The organism is Streptomyces sp. NPDC016309 (genome assembly GCF_043077235.1).
In the GTDB taxonomy this organism is placed as follows: domain Bacteria; phylum Actinomycetota; class Actinomycetes; order Streptomycetales; family Streptomycetaceae; genus Streptomyces.
The window spans coordinates 973,152-992,103 of record NZ_JBIBSG010000001.1 but is presented as its reverse complement, the minus strand read 5'-3'; the positions used below and the strand labels follow the sequence as shown (position 1 = coordinate 992,103).

Below are 18,952 nucleotides of genomic sequence, written 5' to 3'. Positions count from 1 at the left end.
GTTCAGTACATGAGCGCGTCGTCCATGGAGTGCTGCCAGTAGGTGACGTTGGTGGAGCTGTCGGTGTACGTGCCGGAGGGCAGCGCGATCACGGCCGGGGCGGCGTCCGTGGAGCCTTCGCCGCTGCGCGGGGCGAAGTGCACTTTCAGCTCGTGGGCCGTTCGCCCCTCGGCGCCGCTCCCGTCGGCGGCGGCGAGCGTGATCGAGGCGTAGGCGGACTTGCCGGGGGCGAGGGTGACGACCGCCTGCGGCTTGCTGCCCTCGTTGACGGTGGTGACGGACTGCCCGTCGTCGAAGCGGAGCAGTGGCGCGTGGTACGCGTCGCACGGCCGGGAGCCGGTGTTGGTCAGCGTGAGCAGCGCGTGGTTCAGGGGACGGCTCACGGGGGTGTACGTGACCTTGACGGCGGTCCCGCACGGCTCGGTGACCGGGGCGTCGCCGGACGGGCCCGTGGTGCCCGCACCCTGCTGTCCGCCGGTGGAGGAGCCCTTCCCGGGGCTCTTGGCGGGCGACCGGGCCGGGTCCGGCGCGGTGCCGGTGGGGTGGGCGGTGGGCGTGCCGGCGGTGCCGCCACCGGCCGGCCGGTCGGGGGTCGCGGTCGCCGGTGCGGCGGAGGACGCGGGGGCGGGGGTGGCGGTGGGGCCGTCGTTCTGGCAGGCGGTGAGCGACAGCGCGGCCAGGAGGGCGGTCGCGGCGGCGGCGGTGGTGCGGGTGCGGAAGGTGCGCATGGTGGTTCGGTCTCCCCCGTAGGCGTGGGTCAGTGACGGTCGATCAGGACGATGACGACGGCCGTGCAGGCGATGAGTACGCCGAGGGCACAGGCGTCGACGAGGTGGAGGCGGCGGTGGGGCCGCATCGGCGCTCCCCTCTCCGGTGGTGCCGGACACACCGTGCCGGGCGGCGTGATCCAGGGGCAATCGGCACGGGACAATGAGGGAAGCTGGAATGCTGAAACGGCTCTGACCAGTGGGTATGTGAGGCGCCTGGAACGCGGTTCCGGGACGGGGTGCGGTGGAGGGACGGCTGGGTGGGGACCGAGACGGAAGGCTTCGCGGAGGTGTTGCGCGGGCTGAAGGAGCGCTCCGGGCTCAGTTACGGCGCGCTCGCCAAGCGGGCGCACCTGAGCACCTCGACGCTGCACCGCTACTGCAAGGGGGACGCCGTGCCCACCGAGTTCGCCCCCGTGGAGCGGCTCGCCCGGCTGTGCGGGGCGACCCGGGACGAGACGGTGGCGCTGCACCGGCGCTGGATCGTCGCCGATGACGCCCGCCGCCGGGGGCGGGCCCCGGCGGCGGGCGAGTCGGCGGCCGGGGCCGCGGCGGTGCCGGGGGACGGGCCGGGGGAGAAGAAGGCGGGGGACGGTACGGAGGAGGGGCCCGGTGAGGGTCGGGGCGCCGAGCCGGAGGCCGTGCTCCCGCCCCCGGCCGCCGAGGAGGTACGCAGCCGCCGCTCCCGGCGACGGGTCCGGCTGGTGGGCGCGGCGGCGGCGGTCGTCGTGCTGGCCGCGTCCACCGCGCTCGCCATCGGCCGCGACCCCGAGGCCCCGAAGGACGGCGACGCCGCGGCGGGCCCGGCCGGCCGTCCCGCGGCGACCGTGCCCGCCCGCCACCCGTCCGGCTCCGCGAGCCCATCCGTGAGCCAGGGCACCGGTCCGCGCCCGGGCGCCTCCGCGGTGCCGTCGCCCTCCGCCCCGGCCGCCGGCACGGCCGCGCCGCCGGTGGCCGCGTCCCCGGGGGCGGCCGCGCCCGCACGGCGGTCCGGTGCCGTACCGCTGAGCGTCGACGTACGCCCGTACACCTGGCTCGACCCGTGCGGTCAGGTGTACGTGGTGGACCGCCCGCCCACGCAGGTCCCGCCGCCGCCCTCGGAGCAGGACGCCCGGGGCTGGGTGACCGCCCTGGGCGGCGCGCCCGGCGGCGACATGCTGATGGAACTGGCCTTCCAGGGGACCGGAGAGGAGGCGGTGGTGCTCCACGACCTGCACGTCCGGGTGGTCGGGAAGGAGGAGCCGCTGCCCTGGAACGCGTACACCATGGGCGTCGGGTGCGGCGGCGACATGACCCCGCAGAGCTTCGACGTCAACCTGGACGTGGCCCGCCCGCGGGCCGTGCCCGTCGCGGGGCGGCAGGGCGACCGGGAGATCCCGGCGGGGGACTTCCCGTACAAGGTGAGCGCGAGCGATCCCCAACTGCTGCGGGTCACCGCGCACACGGCGGCGCACGCCGTGCGCTGGTACCTGGAGCTGGAGTGGAGCAGCGGGGGCCGACGGGGCACGCTGCGGATCGACGACAACGGCCGGCCGTTCGCCACGAGCGCCGTCACCGGGCGGCCGGTCTACGACTACCCGCTGGGCGGCAGCGGGTGGCTCCCGCACGTCCCCGACGAGGGCTGAGGGGCCGGGCCGTCGCGGTCGCCGCGCCGTGGGGCGCGGCGACCGGTCACGGGCCGGTCAGAGGCGCTCGGGGGTGCGGATGCCGAGCAGCGCCATGCCCTGGTGGAGCGTGCGGGCCGTGAGGTCGCACAGGAACAGACGGTTCTCGACCTGCTCGGCGGTGTCCGCCTTCAGGACCGGGCACTCCGAGTAGAAGGCCGTGTAGTGCGAGGCGAGCTGGTACAGGTACGCGGCCAGCTTGTGCGGCTCGTAGGAGGCGGCCACCTCGGCCAGCGTCTCGGCGAACTGGTCCAGGTGCAGGCCCAGCGCGCGCTCGGCCGGGGCCAGGGCGACCTCCGGGTGGGCGGCCGGCCGGGCGTCGCCGGCCTTGCGCAGGATCGACCTGATCCGGGCGTACGCGTACTGGAGGTACACCGAGGTGTCGCCGTTGAGGGACACCATCTGGTCCAGGTCGAACTTGTAGTCGCGGGACGCGGACGTGGACAGGTCCGCGTACTTGATGGCGCCGATGCCGACCTGGGCCGCGCGCTCGGCGATCTCGTCCTCGGTCAGGTCCTGGGCCTTCTCGCGCACCACGGTCGCCGCCCGGTCGATCGCCTCGTCCAGCAGGTCGACCAGCCGGACCGTCTCGCCCTCACGGGTCTTGAACGGCTTGCCGTCCTTGCCGAGGACCGTGCCGAAGGCGAGCTGCACGGCGTGCACCCGGTCGTTCAGCCAGCCGGCCCGGCGGGCGGTCTCGAAGACCATCTTGAAGTGCAGCGACTGGCGGGCGTCCACGACGTACACCAGGGTGTCGGCGCCCAGCTTCTGGACGCGGTCGCGGATCGCGGACAGGTCGGTGGCCGCGTAGCCGTAACCGCCGTTGGACTTCTTGACGATCAGCGGGACCGGGTTGCCGTCCGGGCCCTTGACGTCGTCGAAGAAGACGCACAGGGCGCCCTCCGAGCGCACCGCGACGCCGGACTCCTCCAGCAGGCGGCACGTCTCGTCGAGCATGTCGTTGTACCCGGACTCGCCGACCACGTCCGGGTCGTCGATGTCCATGTCCAGCTTGTTGAAGACCGAGTAGAAGTAGATCTTCGACTCGTCGACGAACCGCTGCCACAGCGCGAGGGTCTCCTCGTCGCCGGACTGGAGGGCCACCACGCGGTCGCGGGAGCGGGCCTTGAACTCCTCGTCGGAGTCGAAGAGCGCGCGGGCCGCCTTGTAGAGGCGGTTGAGGTTGCTCATCGCCTCCTCGCCGGAGACGTCGGCGTCCTTGTGGTCCAGCTCGTGCGGGTGCTCCATCAGGTACTGGATGAGCATGCCGAACTGGGTGCCCCAGTCGCCGATGTGGTGGCGGCGGATCACCTTCTCGCCCGCGAACTCCAAGATCTTCACCATGGCGTCGCCGATGACGGCGGACCGGAGGTGGCCGACGTGCATCTCCTTCGCCACGTTCGGCTGGGCGTAGTCGATGACCGTCGTGCCGGCGCTCGCGGCGAACGGGACGCCCAGGCGGTCGTCCGCGGCGCGGGCGGCGAGGGTCTCGGTGATCGCCCGGTCGGTGACGGTGATGTTGAGGAAGCCGGGGCCGGAGACCTCGATGTCCTGGAGGAGGTCCTCGGTGGGGAGGGCCTCGACGACCTTGGCGGCCAGCTCGCGCGGGTTGCCCTTGAGCTTCTTGGCCAGCGCCAGGATGCCGTTGGCCTGGAAGTCGGCCCGGTCGCTTCGTCGCAGCAGCGGGTCGGCGGAGCCGGCCTCCGGCAGGGCTGCCGAGAGGGCGTCCGCGAGGCGCTGCTGCACGGTCGAAGCGAGGGAAGGGACCGAGGCCATGAGCTTCCGTTCCTGTCGTGGTGGTGAATGCCTATTCCGGTTGTCAAGTGTCCCACGGGTCCGCAAGCTCTTTGTCGGGGCTTTGCCCGGCCTGTGGACAACCTCGGGGGACGTTGTTCCGTCTGGGAGAATGTCTTACGCCAGCCTTCGAGAATCCCAAGCAATCAAGGACGTGCCGATCGTGGCTCAGAGCAGCACCGAGACCGACTGGGTCTCCCGTTTCGCGGACGAGGTCATCGCCGAATCGGAGCGACGTGCGCCTGGGAAACCGGTCGTGGTCGCCTCCGGCCTGTCGCCCTCCGGCCCCATCCACCTGGGCAACCTCCGTGAGGTCATGACCCCGCACCTGGTCGCCGACGAGATCCGGCGCCGGGGGCACGAGTGCCGTCACCTGATCTCCTGGGACGACTACGACCGCTACCGCAAGGTGCCGGCCGGTATCCCGGGCGTGGACGAGTCCTGGGGCGAGCACATCGGCAAGCCGCTGACCTCCGTCCCCGCCCCGGCCGGTTCCGCGCACCCGAACTGGGCGGAGCACTTCAAGGCCGGGATGATCGAGTCGCTGGCCGAGCTGGGCGTCGAGTACGACGGCATCAGCCAGACCGAGCAGTACACCTCCGGCGCGTACCGCGAGCAGATCCTGCACGCGATGCGGCACCGGGGGGCGATCGACGCGGTCCTCGACCGGTACCGGACCAAGGACAAGGCGACCGGCAAGCCGAAGAAGCAGCAGCAGAAGCCGGTCGACGAGGCCGAGCTGGAGGCCGCCGAGGGCTCCGGCGCGGCGAGCGAGGACGACGGCTCCGGCGGCGCCGGGGGCTACTTCCCGTACAAGCCCTACTGCGGGCAGTGCGGCAAGGACCTGACCACGGTCACCTCGTACGACGACGAGACGACCGAGATGGCCTACGGCTGCGCCTGCGGCTTCGCCGAGACGGTGAAGCTGAGCGAGTTCAACCGCGGCAAGCTGGTCTGGAAGGTCGACTGGCCGATGCGCTGGGCGTACGAGGGCGTGATCTTCGAGCCCAGCGGTGTGGACCACTCCTCGCCCGGCTCGTCGTTCGTCGTGGGTGGGCAGATCGTGCGCGAGGTGTTCGACGGCGTCCAGCCGATCGGCCCGATGTACGCGTTCGTCGGCATCTCCGGCATGGCGAAGATGTCGTCCTCCAAGGGCGGCGTGCCGACCCCGGCCGACGCGCTCCAGATCATGGAGGCGCCGCTGCTGCGCTGGCTGTACGCGCGCCGCAAGCCCAACCAGGCCTTCAAGATCGCCTTCGACCAGGAGATCCAGCGGCTGTACGACGAGTGGGACAAGCTGGAGGCCAAGGTCGCCGACGGCAGCGTGCTGCCGGCCGACGCCGCCGCGCACTCCCGCGCGGTGCGCACCGCCGCCGGTGAGCTGCCGCGCACGCCGCGCCCGCTGCCGTACCGGACGCTCGCCTCGGTCGTCGACATCACCGCGGGGCACGACGAGCAGACGCTGCGCATCCTCAGCGAGCTGGACCCGGCGAACCCGCTGTCCTCCCTCGACGAGGCCCGGCCGCGGCTGGACCGCGCCGAGAACTGGATCTCCACCCAGGTCCCGGCCGAGCAGCGCACCATCGTCCGCTCCGAGCCCGACACCGAGCTGCTGGGCTCGCTGGACGACGAGGGGCGCGAGTCGCTGCGCCTGCTGCTGGAGGGCCTGGACAGCCACTGGTCGCTGGACGGGCTGACCACGCTGGTCTACGGCGTGCCGAAGGTGATGGCCGGGCTCGCCCCGGAGGCGAAGCCGACGCCGGAGCTGAAGGTCGCCCAGCGCACCTTCTTCGCCCTGCTCTACCGGCTGCTGGTGGGCCGGGACACCGGCCCGCGACTGCCCACGCTGCTGCTGGCGGTGGGCGCCGACCGGGTGCGCAAGCTGCTCGGCGCGTAACCGCGCCGCGGAACCGACGGAGGGCTCCCACCCGCGGGTGGGAGCCCTCCGGGCGTTTCTGCACCCTTCGGACGACCCCCGTCTCCACCGGACGCAGGACGATTCCGGGCGGCGGGCGCGGGACCGTGGAGCCATGAGGGAGATCGTGGCAATCATCGGTTGGGTGGCCGGCATCCAGGGCGTGCTCGGGTTCGCGGGAGGGACCTTCGGGGACGAGCCGTGGGGACTGCTCCACCAGTGGTGGGAGATCCCCACGGCCGGGTACGCGGTGATCGCCGTCCTCGGCGCGGTCCTCGCGGTGTACGGGGAGACGGCGAAGGGCGGCGCCGGGCGCTGAGCCCGGCGCCGACGGGTGGGCGCGGGCCGCGGCGCAGGCCCCGGCGCGGGCCGCCGGGGCGGGTGCGGGCGGCCGGGCCGGGTGGGTCAGGCGATGTGGTCGGCGGCGAGCTCCGCCTGGTAGTGGTCCTTGAAGTCGGGCAGCAGACGGCGCAGCAGGACCGCGCTGAGCGGGTGGCGGATGCCGTAGGCGTCGGCGAGGTGGATGTCGAGGGCCTCCACGCTCGGCCAGTCGCTGTTCTCGTCGACGTACTGCTTGAACACCGGGTACGCGAGGCGGCTGAACTCCTCGGCCTCCGGGTCGGCGAACGGGGCGGGCGGTGCCTGCTCGGCGGCCCCGGGACCGTACCCGGCCGGAAGGGGGGCCGGCGCGGGCCGCCCGCCGTGGCCGTCGGTGTCCCCGTGACCGCCGTCGCTGCCGTTGCCGTCGGCGGCACCGCTGCCGGCGGGTTCGTCCCGGCCCTCGGCGAAGGCGGGAGCGGGGGCGGGAGCGGGGCCGTAGGCGCGTCCGTGGGCGTCCTGCGGGAGCTGCGGCGCGGCGAACCAGGGGCTCTCGTGGTTGCCGGGGAGCGGGGGCTCCGGCTCCGGAGCCGGTTCCGGGGACGGCTGGGGCCCGGGCTGCGGCTGGGGTACGGGCGCCGGTGCGGGCCCGGGCCGGGGCTCGGGGTCCGGGGCCGGCGTCCCGGCGCCGGGGCGGGGGCCGGGCTCGGGCCGGGTGTCCACGGCGGGCCCCGGGTGGTCGTGGGCGGGCGGCTGGTCCCGCTCGTCGGCCGCGCCGTGCTGGGGCAGCTCCAGCTCGGGCGTGCCCTTCGCCTGCTCGACGACCGGGCGGGGCGGCAGCAGGACCGGCTCGATGCCCGCCGCCGCCAGGCCCGCCGGGGCCGTCTCGGCGAGCGGCACGCCGTACCGGGCCAGCCGCAGCGGCATCAGCGCCTCCACCGGGGCCTTGCGGCGCCAGGCGCGGCCGAAGCGGGCCTGGAGGCGCGCCTGGTAGATCAGCCGGTCCTGCTCCAGCTTGATGACCTGCTCGTAGGAGCGCAGCTCCCACAGCTTCATCCGGCGCCAGAGCCGGAAGGTGGGCACCGGGGACAGCAGCCACCGGGTGAGGCGTACGCCCTCCATGTGCTTGTCGGCCGTGATGTCGGCGATCCGGCCGATCGCGTGCCGCGCGGCCTCCACCGCCACCACGAACAGCACCGGGATCACGGCGTGCATGCCGACGCCGAGCGGATCCGGCCAGGAGGCCGCGCCGTTGAAGGCGATCGTCGCGGCGGTCAGCAGCCACGCCGTCTGGCGCAGCAGGGGGAACGGGATGCGCAGCCACGTCAGCAGCAGGTCCAGGGCGAGCAGGACGCAGATGCCGGCGTCGATGCCGATGGGGAACACGAGCGAGAAGTCGCCGAAGCCCTTCTTGACGGCGAGCTCGCGCACCGCCGCGTACGAACCGGCGAAACCGATACCGGCGATGATCACCGCACCGGTGATGACGACGCCGATGAGTATGCGGTGGGTGCGTGTCAGTTGCATCGCGGCCACCCGCGATCCCCTCCCCTTGATGTGTTCGAGCGGGGAAAGCCTGGCACACGCGTTCGGAGCCCGGACCTCGGGGGAGGTCCGGGCTCCGTGAGCCGCGCGGGGACGAGGGCTACTTGTTGGCCGCCGCGACCGCGGCCACCGCCTCCTTGGAGGCCTTGACCGCGTCCTCCATCAGGTCCGACGGGGTGGGGGTCGTGGCGCCCGCGTAACCGGCGCCGTTGTAGGAGACGGTGATGAGGACGTTCTCCGTACGGGTCACGATCGCCGCGTACTTGAAGTCCTCCCCCGTCTTCTTCAGGCCGTAGCTGACGGCCGTCGACTCGTTGCCGACGCCCGCGGCCGGGGAGGTCTTGACGGCGGTGGCGCCCTGGGTCGCCTTCACCTTGGCGACCTCCTTGGTGTAGTTCGCCTGGGCGCGCTGCTCACCGCTGCCGAGCGTCGGGTCGGACTCGTACCGCAGCAGCGAGATGTCCAGCCAGCGGTACTGCGAGCCCTTGACGCCCTTGTCGTCCAGGCCGTTCCACGCGCAGCTCCCCCGGCTGTCGGTGTCGCTGGACTTGCCGGGCGTGCCCTTCTCGTTCTTCACCTCCGGCACGAGGTCCTCGACGGTCTTCCCGGTGATCGCCTTGCAGGCGTCGGGCAGCGTCGTGTACTTCGGCGGCGCGACGCTCGGCTTGGGCTTCGCGGCGGCCTGCGGCGAGGAGGCGGCGGACGGCGACTGCGCGGTCGTGCCGCCCGTGCCGCCCTTGCTGTCGGAGTCCGACGAGCAACCGGCGACGACGAGCATCACCGGTACGGCTGCGCAGGCGAGTATGCGGGTGAGTCGCGGGGCTGATCGGTGCATGGTTCCTTCAGTCGCTTGTCGTACGGTCCGGCGGTGCTGCGGTCTGCGGTGCTGCGGTCCCGACACGGTAGCCCGATTCGGTGCGTGCGCGGGGGTGTCCGGCCGCGGCGGAGGGCCGGCCGACGGGTGGCCCGGGGACCCGCCGCGGGCCGGCTACTCCTCGAAGCTCTCGGCGAGGTTCCGGGCCAGACCCTGGGCTTTCTCCTGGAGTTCCTTGCTGTCCGGCACCTCGGTGACGCGAGCGGGCTGCTCGCCGTACCGGATGGTCACGATGACGTTCGATGTGCGGAACACCACGCTCACGGTGCGGTGCTGGGCAGTCGAACCGGCGCGGGTGAGCACGTCGTCGAGGAACGCCGCGTCGGCCAGGTCGGCCAGCACGCGCGGTTCCAGGCCCTCGGCCGCGGGGCTCCCGGTGGCCGTGGGCGCGGCGGCGGACGGGCGGGCCGTCGTCTTCGGGGCCGGGACGGCGGTGGCGCCGGGGGCGGCGGTGGCGGGCGGGGTCCGCCGGGCCGTGCCGGCGGCGGGCGCGGCGGAGAGCGTGGCGGAGGGCGCGGCGAGACCGGCGGCGGCCTCCTTGCCCACGTACACCTGCTGGGCGCGGTCGTCGTCGCTGACGGTCGGGTCGTAGGAGACGACGCGCTCGAAGTCGACGGTGAGCTGGTGGGAGGCGTCCGGGCCGTCGGTCTTCCAACTGCACCCGGCGCGGCGGTCGGTGTCGTACGTGACGGCGGCGGTGCCGCGGTAGGCCCGCTCGCGCTGCTCCTCGGGCAACTGGGCGGCGCCGGGCAGCAGGTCCTTGAGCGTGGCGCGCTGGACGGAGCCGCACGGTTCGAGGAGGGTGCGGTACTTGCCCGGCCGGACGGGGCCGCCGGAGGAGCCGCCCGCCTTGGAGTCGGGGGTGGAGCCGTCCGGCCCGGAGCCGGCGCTGCATCCGGTCAGGCCGGTGACGCCGGCGGTGAGCGCCGCGAGGAGTGCGGCCACACCGGGTACGTACGCCCTTCGCTGCACGGTCCCGGGCTCCTTTCGCTCTGCTGCCCTGTCCTGCGCGTCCCCGTACGTCCCCGCACGTCAGCGCGGGTCCGTACCGGCCCGAGCGGGGAAAACGGGTTGCCGCTCGCCGCCGGTCGATGGACACAATGTGTATCGCACGCGCCGCCGTCGATGCCGGTCCGCTGTCTCTTTCGCGGACCTTGGAGCCGGTTTTTGCGCTTTCGGAGTTTTCGGGGGAATTGAGGAATCATGTCGTACGTAGAGGTGCCCGGGGCGCAGGTCCCGATCCGGATGTGGACCGATCCTTCGACGGTGGAGGACGGGGCCATGCGCCAGCTGCACAACGTCGCCACCCTGCCGTGGATCAAGGGCCTGGCCGTGATGCCGGACGTGCACTACGGCAAGGGCGCGACGGTCGGCTCGGTGATCGCGATGCACGGGGCGGTCTGCCCGGCGGCGGTCGGGGTGGACATCGGCTGCGGCATGTCGGCGGTGAAGACGTCGCTGACGGCCAACGACCTGCCCGGTGACCTCTCGCGGCTGCGCTCGAAGATCGAGCAGGCCATCCCCGTCGGGCGCGGCATGCACGACGACATGGTCGACCCCGGCCGGCTGCACGGCTTCCCGACGGCGGGCTGGGACGACTTCTGGTCGCGGTTCGACAACGTGGCGGACGCGGTGCGGTTCCGCCGGGACCGGGCGGCGAAGCAGATGGGTTCGCTGGGCTCGGGGAACCACTTCATCGAGGTCTGTGTCGACGAGTCAGGAGCCGTCTGGCTGATGCTGCACTCGGGGTCCCGGAACATCGGCAAGGAGCTGGCCGAGTACCACATCGGCGAGGCGCGGAAGCTGCCGCACAACCAGGGGCTGGTCGATCGTGACCTCGCGGTCTTCGTCGCCGACACCCCGCAGATGGCGGCGTACCGCAACGACCTGTTCTGGGCGCAGGAGTACGCGAAGTACAACCGCGCCATCATGATGGCGCTCTTCCAGGACGTCATCCGCAAGGAGTTCAAGAAGGCGAGGGTGACCTTCGACCGGGTCATCTCCTGCCACCACAACTACGTGGCGGAGGAGCGGTACGACGGGATGGACCTGCTGGTCACACGCAAGGGCGCGATCCGGGCGGGCTCCGGTGACTTCGGGATCATCCCGGGCTCGATGGGCACCGGCTCGTACATCGTCAAGGGCCTCGGCAACGCGGCGTCGTTCAACTCGGCCTCGCACGGCGCGGGCCGGAAGATGAGCCGCAGCGCGGCGAAGCGGCGGTTCTCGACGCGGGACCTGGAGGACCAGACACGGGGCGTGGAGTGCCGGAAGGACTCCGGCGTGGTGGACGAGATCCCGGGCGCGTACAAGCCGATCGAGAAGGTCATCGAGCAGCAGCGCGACCTGGTGGAGGTCGTGGCGAAGCTCAAGCAGGTGGTGTGCGTGAAGGGCTGACGCGCGCCCGGACGCGGAGGGCCCCGGCGGGTTGGCGCCGGGGCCCTCCGTCGTGCCGGCGGTGCTCAGGCCTCGCGGTGGACCTTGGTGTTGGAGGCCTGGGCGCGGGGGCGGACGACCAGGAGGTCGATGTTGACGTGCGGGGGGCGGGTGACCGCCCAGGTGATGGTGTCGGCGACGTCGTCGGCGGACAGCGGGTCGGGGACGCCGGCGTAGACCTTGGCGGCCTTCTCGGTGTCGCCGCGGAAGCGGGTGGTGGCGAACTCGTCGGTCTTGACCATGCCGGGCGCGACCTCGATGACGCGGACCGGGGTGCCGACGATTTCGAGGCGGAGGGTCTCGGCGAGGACGCGGGCGCCGTTCTTGGCGGCCACGTAGCCGGCGCCGCCCTCGTAGGTGCCGTGGCCGGCGGTGGAGGAGACGACGACCACCGTGCCGGCGCCGCTCGCGGTGAGGGCGGGGAGCAGGGCCTGCGTCATGTGCAGGGTGCCGATCACGTTGACCTCGTACATCCGGCGCCAGTCGGCGGGGTCGCCGGTGGCCACCGGGTCGGCGCCGAGGGCGCCGCCCGCGTTGTTGACGAGGACGCCGACGGAGGGGAAGCGGCCGAGGGCCGCCGCGAAGGCGTCCACGGCCGGGCGGTCGGTGACGTCGAGGGCGTACGCCGTGGCCCGGTGGCCGGCCGCGGTGAGCTCGGCGGCGAGGGCCTGGACCCGGTCCTCGCGACGGGCGGTCAGCACCACGTGGTGACCGGCCTCGGCGAGCCGGCGTGCCGTGGCGGCGCCGATCCCGCTGCTCGCCCCGGTGACGACGGCGACGGGGAGGGCGCCCTCGGGGTCGGCGGGGCCGGGTGCGGCGGGCGTGTCGGCGGCGGTCATGTGCGGTGCTCCTCGCGCGGGTGATCGAACGGCCGGTACGCGGTCAGCATAGGCGGGCGCGAAGATGCCGCCCCGGCGGCGGGGGAGGCGAAGGTAATCCGGTCATATAGGTATGTTCAGGGCATGTTGGTGATGCGCAGGGGTCTGCTGGTGATGTCCGTCGCCCTGGCGGCGGCCGTGGGCACGGTCGGCGGTGCGGCGGGGACGACGGCCCCGGAGGCGGACGTGGCGCACCACGGCCACGTCTCGCTCTGGGAGGGGCGGCTCGACGTGGTGCTGCTGAGCGAGAACCGCGGGCCGTCCGTGCTGGAGGACTCGACCGTGCGGCTGGTCTTCTCCGCGCCGCTGGCCGCGGGGCACCCGCTGCCGTCCGGGTGCGTATGGGGCGGTGAGCGGGAGGTGCTGTGCGCCACCGGGCCGCTGCGGGCGGACGGCACCCGGCGCGAGACGGCGCTGAGCCTGCGGACGGCCGGTACGCCGGAGGAGCTGACCGCACGGGTGGCGACCGCGTGGAACGGTGGCGCCACCGACCGGAACCCCGCCGACAACGACCACCGGGTGCTGGTCCTGGCGACCGGGGACCCGTACGTGTTCTGAGGCCGGGCGTAGGCGTTCCGAGGCCGGGCGTACGCGCGGGGCGTACGCGTTCCGGCGTGCGGCGACCGGGAGCCGGTCCCTGTTTCGTACACTCTCTGCATGGTGCAGAGGAACCGGCTGATGGCCGAGATGTCGGGCGAGGCCCGCCGCTACATGGCCGCGTACGCGCTGTTCAACCAGGCCCTCGCCGACCATCTGGGGCTGCACCCCACGGACGTGCAGTGCCTGAGCCTGCTCGGACTGGAGACCGGGCCCGTCACCACCGGGCGGGTCGCCGAGCTGACCGGGCTCACCACGGGGTCCGCGACCCGGCTGGTCGACCGGCTGGAGCGGGCCGGGTACCTCACCCGCGAGCGGGACGTCCACGACCGGCGGCGGGTGCTGGTGACCACCGTGCCCGAGCGGATGGCCGAGCTGGGCGCGGTGTGGGAGCGGCTGAACGCACCCTGGGCGGCGATGTTCGACGACTACACCGACGAGCAACTGGCCTTTCTGGCCGCGTACATGCGGCGCACCACCGAGTTCAGTGTCGCCCAGATCCGGCGTCTGCGCGCGGAGACGGACTGACCCGGGCGTCCGCGTCGCCGAACTCGCGGAGGGCGTCCTCGACGATCGCCTCCAGCCGGGCGTGGTGCGCGCCGCGCCAGTACACCCGCTCGCACTCGGTGCACTGCGCGAAGACGTCGTACGTACGCTGCGTGCCCTGCTCCAGCCGGCCGCGCACCGCGTCCTTGTCGGCCTCCGTCAGCGGCCCGTTGCAGGCGGTGCACCGCGTCCAGGGCGCCAGCGGCGGCGCGAACCGCTCCAGCACGTCCCGCACCTGCTCGTCCGGGCGGTCGCTATAGACGTACGCCCCGGCCCACAGCTCCCGGCGCCGCAGCAGGCCCCGGTCGCGGGACAGCAGCACGCGCCGCTCCCGCGCCGACCACGCGGCCAGCGCCGGGTCGCCGATGTCCTCGCTCTCGTACGCCGCGTCCACGCCGAGCAGCCGCAACCGGCGCGCCAGCGTGCCCAGGTGTACGTCGAGGAGGAACCGCAGTGGCGCGCCCGGTACCGGCTGCGGGCGTTCGACGCCCAGCACCCGGACGTCCTCGCCGGCCGCCGGGACGTGCGCGGGCGTGACCGGCCGGCCGTCGACCAGCAGCCCGCCCGCCTCGGTGAGCGGCACGCCGAGCGACTCGACGACGTGGCCGAGCGTCGAGGCGCCGTCGGTGACGACGGCGGAGCGGCCGTCACGGCGCGCCGGGGCGACGAACAGGCCCAGGCCGGGCGCGAAACTGATGTGGATCTCCGGTCCGTTCACGTCGTCAGCATGCCACCGGGCGCGCCGGACCAGCCAGGCCATTTCCGCCGGGCCGTCCCCGCCGCGCCGCCGCCGGGTCCGCGCCGCCGTCGGGTCCGCGCCCCCGGCCGTACGCGCCCCCCGTGACGCGCCCCCGGCCATGTCGCGCCCCCCGTGACGCGCCCCCGGCCGTGACGTGCCCCGCGCTCAGCCGGTGAACGCGTCGGCGTGGTCGGCCGCCCAGCGGGCGAAGGTGCGGGCCGGCCGCCCGGTCACCTCCTCGACCGTCCGGGTCAGCGCCACGGGCCCGGTCGTGCACGCGCTCCAGTGGTCCAGCAGCGCGTCGGCGAACTCCGCCGGGACGTACTGGGCGACCGACGCCTTCCACTCCTCCGGCGGCACGGGACGGACGGTGATCCCGCGTCCCGTGACCCGCCCGAGGACCTCCAACTGCTCGGTGAACGTGAGCGCCTCGGGCCCGGTCAGGACGAGGGTGGAGCCGCGCAGCCGGTCGTCCGTGAGGGCGGCGTACGCCACCTCGGCCACGTCCTCCTCGTGGATCGGGTCGCCCACGGCCTCCGGGTGGGGCAGGTCCACGACGCCGGTCGACGTGATCGCCGGGGCCCACTGGAGGGCGTTGGTCGCGAACGCGCCCGGCCGGAGGAACGTCACGTCGAACGCGCCGCCGGCGGCTGCGGCTGCCAGGGCGCGCTCGGCCGCGAGGTGCGAGGCGCCGATGGGGTTCGCCTCGGCGTCGGGGGACAGGACCGCGCTGGAGGAGAGCAGGACGACGTGCCGGACGCCGGCGGCGCGGGCCTCGGCTGCGAAGGCCTCCGCATGGCTCGGTTCGGCGTACAGGAAGACGGAGTCGACCCCGTCGAGCGCGGCGGGGAACGTCGCCGGGTCGCGGAGGTCGCACCGCACGGCCGCCACGCCGGCGGGGAGGACGAGGCCGGCCGGGCCGGCCGAGGCGGCCCGCACCGGGACGCCCCGGTCGTGCAGCAGCGTGAGGAGGGTGGAGCCGACGCGGCCGCGGCTTCCGGTGACGAGGACGGTCATGGGGGAGGTGCCTTCCAAAGGGGCGCGGTGCCGTGGGCACGGCGCACGAGGGGCTGGACAAAGGAACTGTGTAGCGCAACATCTGCGTCACGCAGCTAAATATGCGCAGGGAGGCGCCGCTCCGTCAAACCCTTTGCCCGGCCGCGGCCCCGCAGCCGCTCGCGGTCAGGCGGCTTCGAGGTCGAACCGCCAGTCGCAGGTGCGCAGCGGACGACCGGGCGGGTACTCGAAGTCGCGCTCGCCCAGCAGCTCGAACCCGGCCTTCCGGCACACGGCGTTCGACGCGCCGTTGTCCACGGACGGGAAGGCGTGGAGGTACCGGTGCTTGCGCGCCGCGCGGGCCCGCTCCACCACGGCCGACGTCGCCGCCGTCGCGACGCCCCGCCCCTGGAAGCCCCCCAGCACGGTCCAGCCGGTCTCGTACACCCGCGTCCCGTCCCAGGTCTGCTCCCAGAAGCCGATCACGCCGACCGGGATGCCCTCCGGCTCCAGCACGATCCGGAACATCCGGCCCGCCCCGGTCCGGTCCGCGCTCAGGTCCACGTACCGCTGGTGCCGGGTGACCAGCTTCTCCTCGGACTCGGGCCCGCCGAGGTGGTCCATCAGCTCCGGCGCGTTGACGGCCCGCAGCAGGTCGAGGTCCCGCTCCGTCCACGCCTCGATCCGCACCGGCGATCCGTGACCGGTCATACCGCGGCTCCCGGCCGGGGCTCCGGCGGTGCGTCCCGGTCGCCCGGCGGGATCCGGGTCAGGGCCACACCAGGCAGTACGGCTGGTGCCCGGCCTCGTGCAGCCGTACCGAGAAGTCCTGCCACTCGTGCAGCAACTGGTACACGTTGAAGGCGTCCCGGGGGCCGCCGCGGTCGGGGACGGTCGACCAGATGAAGGCCGCCGCGCCCACGGACTCCTCACCGACGCCGCGCAGCGGGTCGACGACCGTCATGGGCAGCTTGACCACCGCGTAGTCGGGATGCAGCACCACCAGCTCCAGCGGCGGCACCTTGTGCAGCGGCATCCCCTGGATGCCGGTGAGCACCATGGCGGCTATGGTCTCCGGCTTGATCTTGGTGAACATGCCGCCCATGCCCAGTTCGTCGCCGCCGAGCTCCTCGGGCCGCATCGAGATCGGGACGCGGGCGGCGGTGGCGCCGTTGGGCGCGCCGAAGTACTTGTAGGTCACCCCCATGCCCCGGCCACCCCCGCTTCCGCTCCCGACCGGGCCGACCGGGCCCAGGGCGGCTCTGTCCTGCTCGCGCCGGTGCTTCCCCCGCCGGGCACGCTCAGGACCCAGGTCGTCGGTCCCCTCGCCCAGTCCGCCACCGCGATGCATATCTCCACCCGACTGCTTTTTCGGTAGCACAGCCCCCGCCGCGCAACCCGATCATCGTGACAGTGACCTCCCCCACGAACGTGTGGTGAAACACCTGTCCGCAAGAACGTCGGGGCCTCTGACACCATGGATTCCGTGAGCATTCCCTATGACGCCCCAGTTTCGCAGACACGGAGGTCCGGCGCCTCGTCGTAAACAACGTCGCGGACAGGCGGGCCGTTCAAGGAGGGCCCACTCCCTCGCCCGGCCGCCATGCCCGAGCATTGCTGCCGTCAACTCGTTCTCGCAGGTCAGGACCAACGTGCCGTATTCATACGAAGCCCCAGTCTCACAGACGCTGTTCGACCGCGCGTCCCTCGTGACGCCCGGCGGCGTGAACTCTCCCGTGCGTGCCTTCCGGGCCGTGGGCGGTACGCCCCGGTTCATGGTGTCCGGTACGGGTCCGTACCTCAAGGACGCGGACGGGCGCGAGTACGTCGACCTCGTCTGCTCGTGGGGGCCGATGATCCTCGGCCACGCCCACCCCGAGGTGATCGCCGCCGTCCAGGAGGCGGTCTCCCGCGGCACCTCCTTCGGTACGCCCGGTGAGGGCGAGGTGGCGCTCGCCGAGGAGATCGTGGCCCGGATCGCCCCGGTGGAGCAGGTCCGGCTGGTGTCGTCCGGCACCGAGGCGACGATGTCCGCGATCCGCCTGGCCCGCGGCTTCACCGGCCGCGCCAAGGTGGTCAAGTTCGCCGGCTGCTACCACGGGCACGTGGACGCGCTGCTCGCCGCCGCCGGCTCCGGTGTCGCCACCTTCGGGCTGCCCGACACGCCGGGCGTCACCGGCGCCCAGGCCGGCGACACGATCGTCCTGCCGTACAACGACCTCGACGCCGTGCGCCGGGCCTTCGCCGCGCACCCCGGCGAGATCGCCTGCGTGATCACCGAGGCGTCGCCCGGCAACATGGGCGTGGTCCCCCCGCGCGACGGGTTCAACCAGGGGCTGAAGGACCTGTGCGCCGAGAACGGCGCGCTGTACGTCTCCGACGAGGTGATGACCGGCTTCCGCACGTCGAAGGCCGGCTGGTACGGCGTCGACGGCGTCGCGCCCGACCTGATGACCTTCGGCAAGGTCATGGGCGGCGGCTTCCCGGCCGCCGCGTTCGGCGGCCGCGCCGACGTCATGGCGCACCTGGCCCCGGCCGGCCCCGTCTACCAGGCGGGCACCCTCTCCGGCAATCCCGTCGCCACCGCCGCCGGCCTCGCGCAGCTCCGGCTGCTGGACGACGCCGCGTACGAGAAGGTGGACGCCGTCTCGCGCGAGATCCAGGGGCTGGTGACCACCGCGCTGGCCAAGGAGGGCGTGGCGCACCGCCTCCAGACGGCGAGCAACATGTTCTCCGTCTTCTTCACCGACGCCGAGGTCCTGGACTACGACGACGCGAAGAAGCAGGAGGCGTTCCGCTTCACCGCGTTCTTCCACTCCATGCTGGCGCAGGGCGTCTACCTGCCGCCGTCCGCCTTCGAGTCCTGGTTCGTGTCGACCGCGCACGACGAGCGGGCCCTGGAGCGGATCGCCGCCGCGCTGCCGGCCGCCGCCCGTGCCGCCGCGGAGGCGACCGCATGAGCGCCGGGAACGAGATCACCGTCGTCCACCTGATGCGCCACGGCGAGGTGCACAACCCCGACGGCGTCCTCTACGGACGCCGGGCCGGCTACCACCTGTCCGAGCTGGGCCGGCAGATGGCCGACCGGGTCGCCGAGCACCTGGCGGGCCGGGACGTCACGCACGTGGTGGCGTCGCCGCTGGAGCGCGCGCAGGAGACCGCCGAGCCCATCGCCGCGGCGCACGGGCTGGACCTCGGCACCGACGAGCGGCTGATCGAGGCGGGCAACGTCTTCGAGGGCAAGACCTTCGGGGTCGGCGACGGGGCGCTGCGCCGGCCGTCCAACTGGCGGCACCTGACCAACCCGTTCCGGCCGTCCTGGGGCGAGCCGTACATCGACCAGGTCGTCCGGATGATGGGCGCGCTGAACGCGGCCCGGGACGCGGCCCGCGGGCACGAGGCGGTCTGCGTCAGCCACCAGCTCCCGATCTGGATCGTCCGCAGCTTCGTCGAGCGGCGGCGGCTGTGGCACGACCCGCGGCGCCGGCAGTGCACGCTGGCGTCCCTGACGACGTTCACCTACCGGGGCGACAAGATCGTCTCGGTCGGCTACAGCGAGCCCGCCCGCGACCTCGTCCCGGCGCACCTGCTCGCCGGGGCCAAGCCGGTGAAGGGCGGGTCCAAGGCCTTCGGCGCCTGAACGCGCCCGGGGCCGGCCCGCGCCGGCCCCCGCGCCGCCTCGTCCCCGCCGTGACGCCGGACCGCCGTCCCGCCGGACCCGCGCCCGCCGGGAGCCCCAGGGCCCCCGGCGGGCGCGCGGTCCGCGCGCGGCCGCCCGAAGGGGCCTTGTAGCGGTCCGGTGTAGCGGTCTTGTCACGGAGGGGATTATCCGGTGACCCCGGGAACCGCCCCCTTGCTCCGTCCCTCTCACCCATTGCCGGTT

Annotated in this window: 18 protein-coding genes; 8 read left to right on the top strand and 10 right to left on the bottom strand. The window is 73.5% G+C overall.

The annotated features are described in order from the left end of the window. Nucleotides 1-2: 2 nt before the first annotated feature. Nucleotides 3-728 carry a DUF4232 domain-containing protein gene (locus ACF068_RS04610; protein WP_392272641.1) on the bottom strand — a complete coding sequence of 242 codons (726 nt, stop codon included), beginning with the start codon at nt 726-728 and terminating at the stop codon, nt 3-5. A 299-nt stretch (nt 729-1,027) separates the two neighbouring features. Here ACF068_RS04610 and ACF068_RS04605 point away from each other — a divergent pair, with 299 nt between their 5' ends. After that, nucleotides 1,028-2,392, top strand: a complete 1,365-nt coding sequence (locus tag ACF068_RS04605; protein ID WP_392272640.1) for a helix-turn-helix domain-containing protein — start codon at nt 1,028-1,030, stop codon at nt 2,390-2,392. 57 nt (nt 2,393-2,449) lie between these two features. On the opposite strand, the gene argS is transcribed toward ACF068_RS04605, so the two are convergent. Next, entirely contained in the window at nt 2,450-4,207 is a 1,758-nt protein-coding gene (gene argS, locus ACF068_RS04600) for an arginine--tRNA ligase (protein WP_392272639.1), read from the bottom strand. Between the two features lie 172 nt (nt 4,208-4,379). On the opposite strand from argS, the gene lysS reads away from it, so the two are divergent. Next, nucleotides 4,380-6,122 (top strand): lysine--tRNA ligase, encoded by a 1,743-nt coding sequence (lysS, locus tag ACF068_RS04595; protein WP_392272638.1) that lies wholly within the window; start codon nt 4,380-4,382, stop codon nt 6,120-6,122. Nucleotides 6,123-6,255: 133 nt separating this feature from the next. Further along, entirely contained in the window at nt 6,256-6,459 is a 204-nt protein-coding gene (locus ACF068_RS04590; protein WP_392272637.1) for a hypothetical protein, read from the top strand. 86 nt (nt 6,460-6,545) lie between these two features. On the opposite strand, the gene ACF068_RS04585 is transcribed toward ACF068_RS04590, so the two are convergent. The 3 genes from ACF068_RS04585 to ACF068_RS04575 form a co-directional block, all read right to left on the bottom strand. After that, nucleotides 6,546-7,994: a DUF2637 domain-containing protein gene (locus ACF068_RS04585; RefSeq protein WP_392272636.1), complete on the bottom strand. Its 1,449-nt coding sequence runs from the start codon at nt 7,992-7,994 to the stop codon at nt 6,546-6,548. Nucleotides 7,995-8,103: 109 nt separating this feature from the next. Next, nucleotides 8,104-8,838, bottom strand: a complete 735-nt coding sequence (locus ACF068_RS04580; RefSeq protein WP_392272635.1) for a DUF3558 domain-containing protein — start codon at nt 8,836-8,838, stop codon at nt 8,104-8,106. A 153-nt stretch (nt 8,839-8,991) separates the two neighbouring features. Continuing rightward, nucleotides 8,992-9,849, bottom strand: a complete 858-nt coding sequence (locus tag ACF068_RS04575; protein ID WP_392272634.1) for a DUF3558 domain-containing protein — start codon at nt 9,847-9,849, stop codon at nt 8,992-8,994. Nucleotides 9,850-10,080: 231 nt separating this feature from the next. Here ACF068_RS04575 and ACF068_RS04570 point away from each other — a divergent pair, with 231 nt between their 5' ends. After that, entirely contained in the window at nt 10,081-11,274 is a 1,194-nt protein-coding gene (locus ACF068_RS04570; RefSeq protein WP_392272633.1) for an RtcB family protein, read from the top strand. Between the two features lie 65 nt (nt 11,275-11,339). Here the strand turns inward: ACF068_RS04570 and ACF068_RS04565 are convergent, their stop codons facing one another. Beyond that, on the bottom strand, nt 11,340-12,152 hold the full coding sequence (locus tag ACF068_RS04565; protein WP_392272632.1) for an SDR family NAD(P)-dependent oxidoreductase: 813 nt from the start codon (nt 12,150-12,152) through the stop codon (nt 11,340-11,342). Between the two features lie 123 nt (nt 12,153-12,275). On the opposite strand from ACF068_RS04565, the gene ACF068_RS04560 reads away from it, so the two are divergent. Together ACF068_RS04560 and ACF068_RS04555 are read left to right on the top strand one after the other, a co-directional pair. Beyond that, complete coding sequence (locus ACF068_RS04560; protein WP_392272631.1) at nt 12,276-12,749, top strand: hypothetical protein; 474 nt, start codon at nt 12,276-12,278, stop codon at nt 12,747-12,749. A gap of 99 nt (nt 12,750-12,848) precedes the next feature. Beyond that, nucleotides 12,849-13,316 (top strand): MarR family winged helix-turn-helix transcriptional regulator, encoded by a 468-nt coding sequence (locus ACF068_RS04555; RefSeq protein ID WP_392272630.1) that lies wholly within the window; start codon nt 12,849-12,851, stop codon nt 13,314-13,316. On the opposite strand, the gene ACF068_RS04550 is transcribed toward ACF068_RS04555, so the two are convergent. The 4 genes from ACF068_RS04550 to ACF068_RS04535 form a co-directional block, all read right to left on the bottom strand. After that, nucleotides 13,273-14,052 (bottom strand): Mut7-C RNAse domain-containing protein, encoded by a 780-nt coding sequence (locus tag ACF068_RS04550; protein ID WP_392272629.1) that lies wholly within the window; start codon nt 14,050-14,052, stop codon nt 13,273-13,275. The genes ACF068_RS04555 and ACF068_RS04550 overlap by 44 nt on opposite strands. 186 nt (nt 14,053-14,238) lie before the next feature. Next, on the bottom strand, nt 14,239-15,090 hold the full coding sequence (locus ACF068_RS04545; RefSeq protein WP_392272628.1) for an NAD(P)H-binding protein: 852 nt from the start codon (nt 15,088-15,090) through the stop codon (nt 14,239-14,241). A 165-nt stretch (nt 15,091-15,255) separates the two neighbouring features. Beyond that, nucleotides 15,256-15,780, bottom strand: coding sequence for a GNAT family N-acetyltransferase (locus ACF068_RS04540; RefSeq protein ID WP_392272627.1), 525 nt, complete (start codon nt 15,778-15,780; stop codon nt 15,256-15,258). A gap of 58 nt (nt 15,781-15,838) precedes the next feature. Then, complete coding sequence (locus ACF068_RS04535) at nt 15,839-16,420, bottom strand: hypothetical protein (protein WP_392272626.1); 582 nt, start codon at nt 16,418-16,420, stop codon at nt 15,839-15,841. Nucleotides 16,421-16,721: 301 nt separating this feature from the next. On the opposite strand from ACF068_RS04535, the gene hemL reads away from it, so the two are divergent. After that, nucleotides 16,722-18,029: a glutamate-1-semialdehyde 2,1-aminomutase gene (hemL, locus tag ACF068_RS04530; protein ID WP_392272625.1), complete on the top strand. Its 1,308-nt coding sequence runs from the start codon at nt 16,722-16,724 to the stop codon at nt 18,027-18,029. After that, the gene (locus tag ACF068_RS04525; protein ID WP_392272624.1) at nt 18,026-18,709 is read left to right on the top strand and encodes a histidine phosphatase family protein; all 684 of its coding nucleotides are present in this window, start codon (nt 18,026-18,028) and stop codon (nt 18,707-18,709) included. Before hemL ends, ACF068_RS04525 begins: the two co-directional genes overlap by 4 nt. Nucleotides 18,710-18,952: the final 243 nt, after the last annotated feature.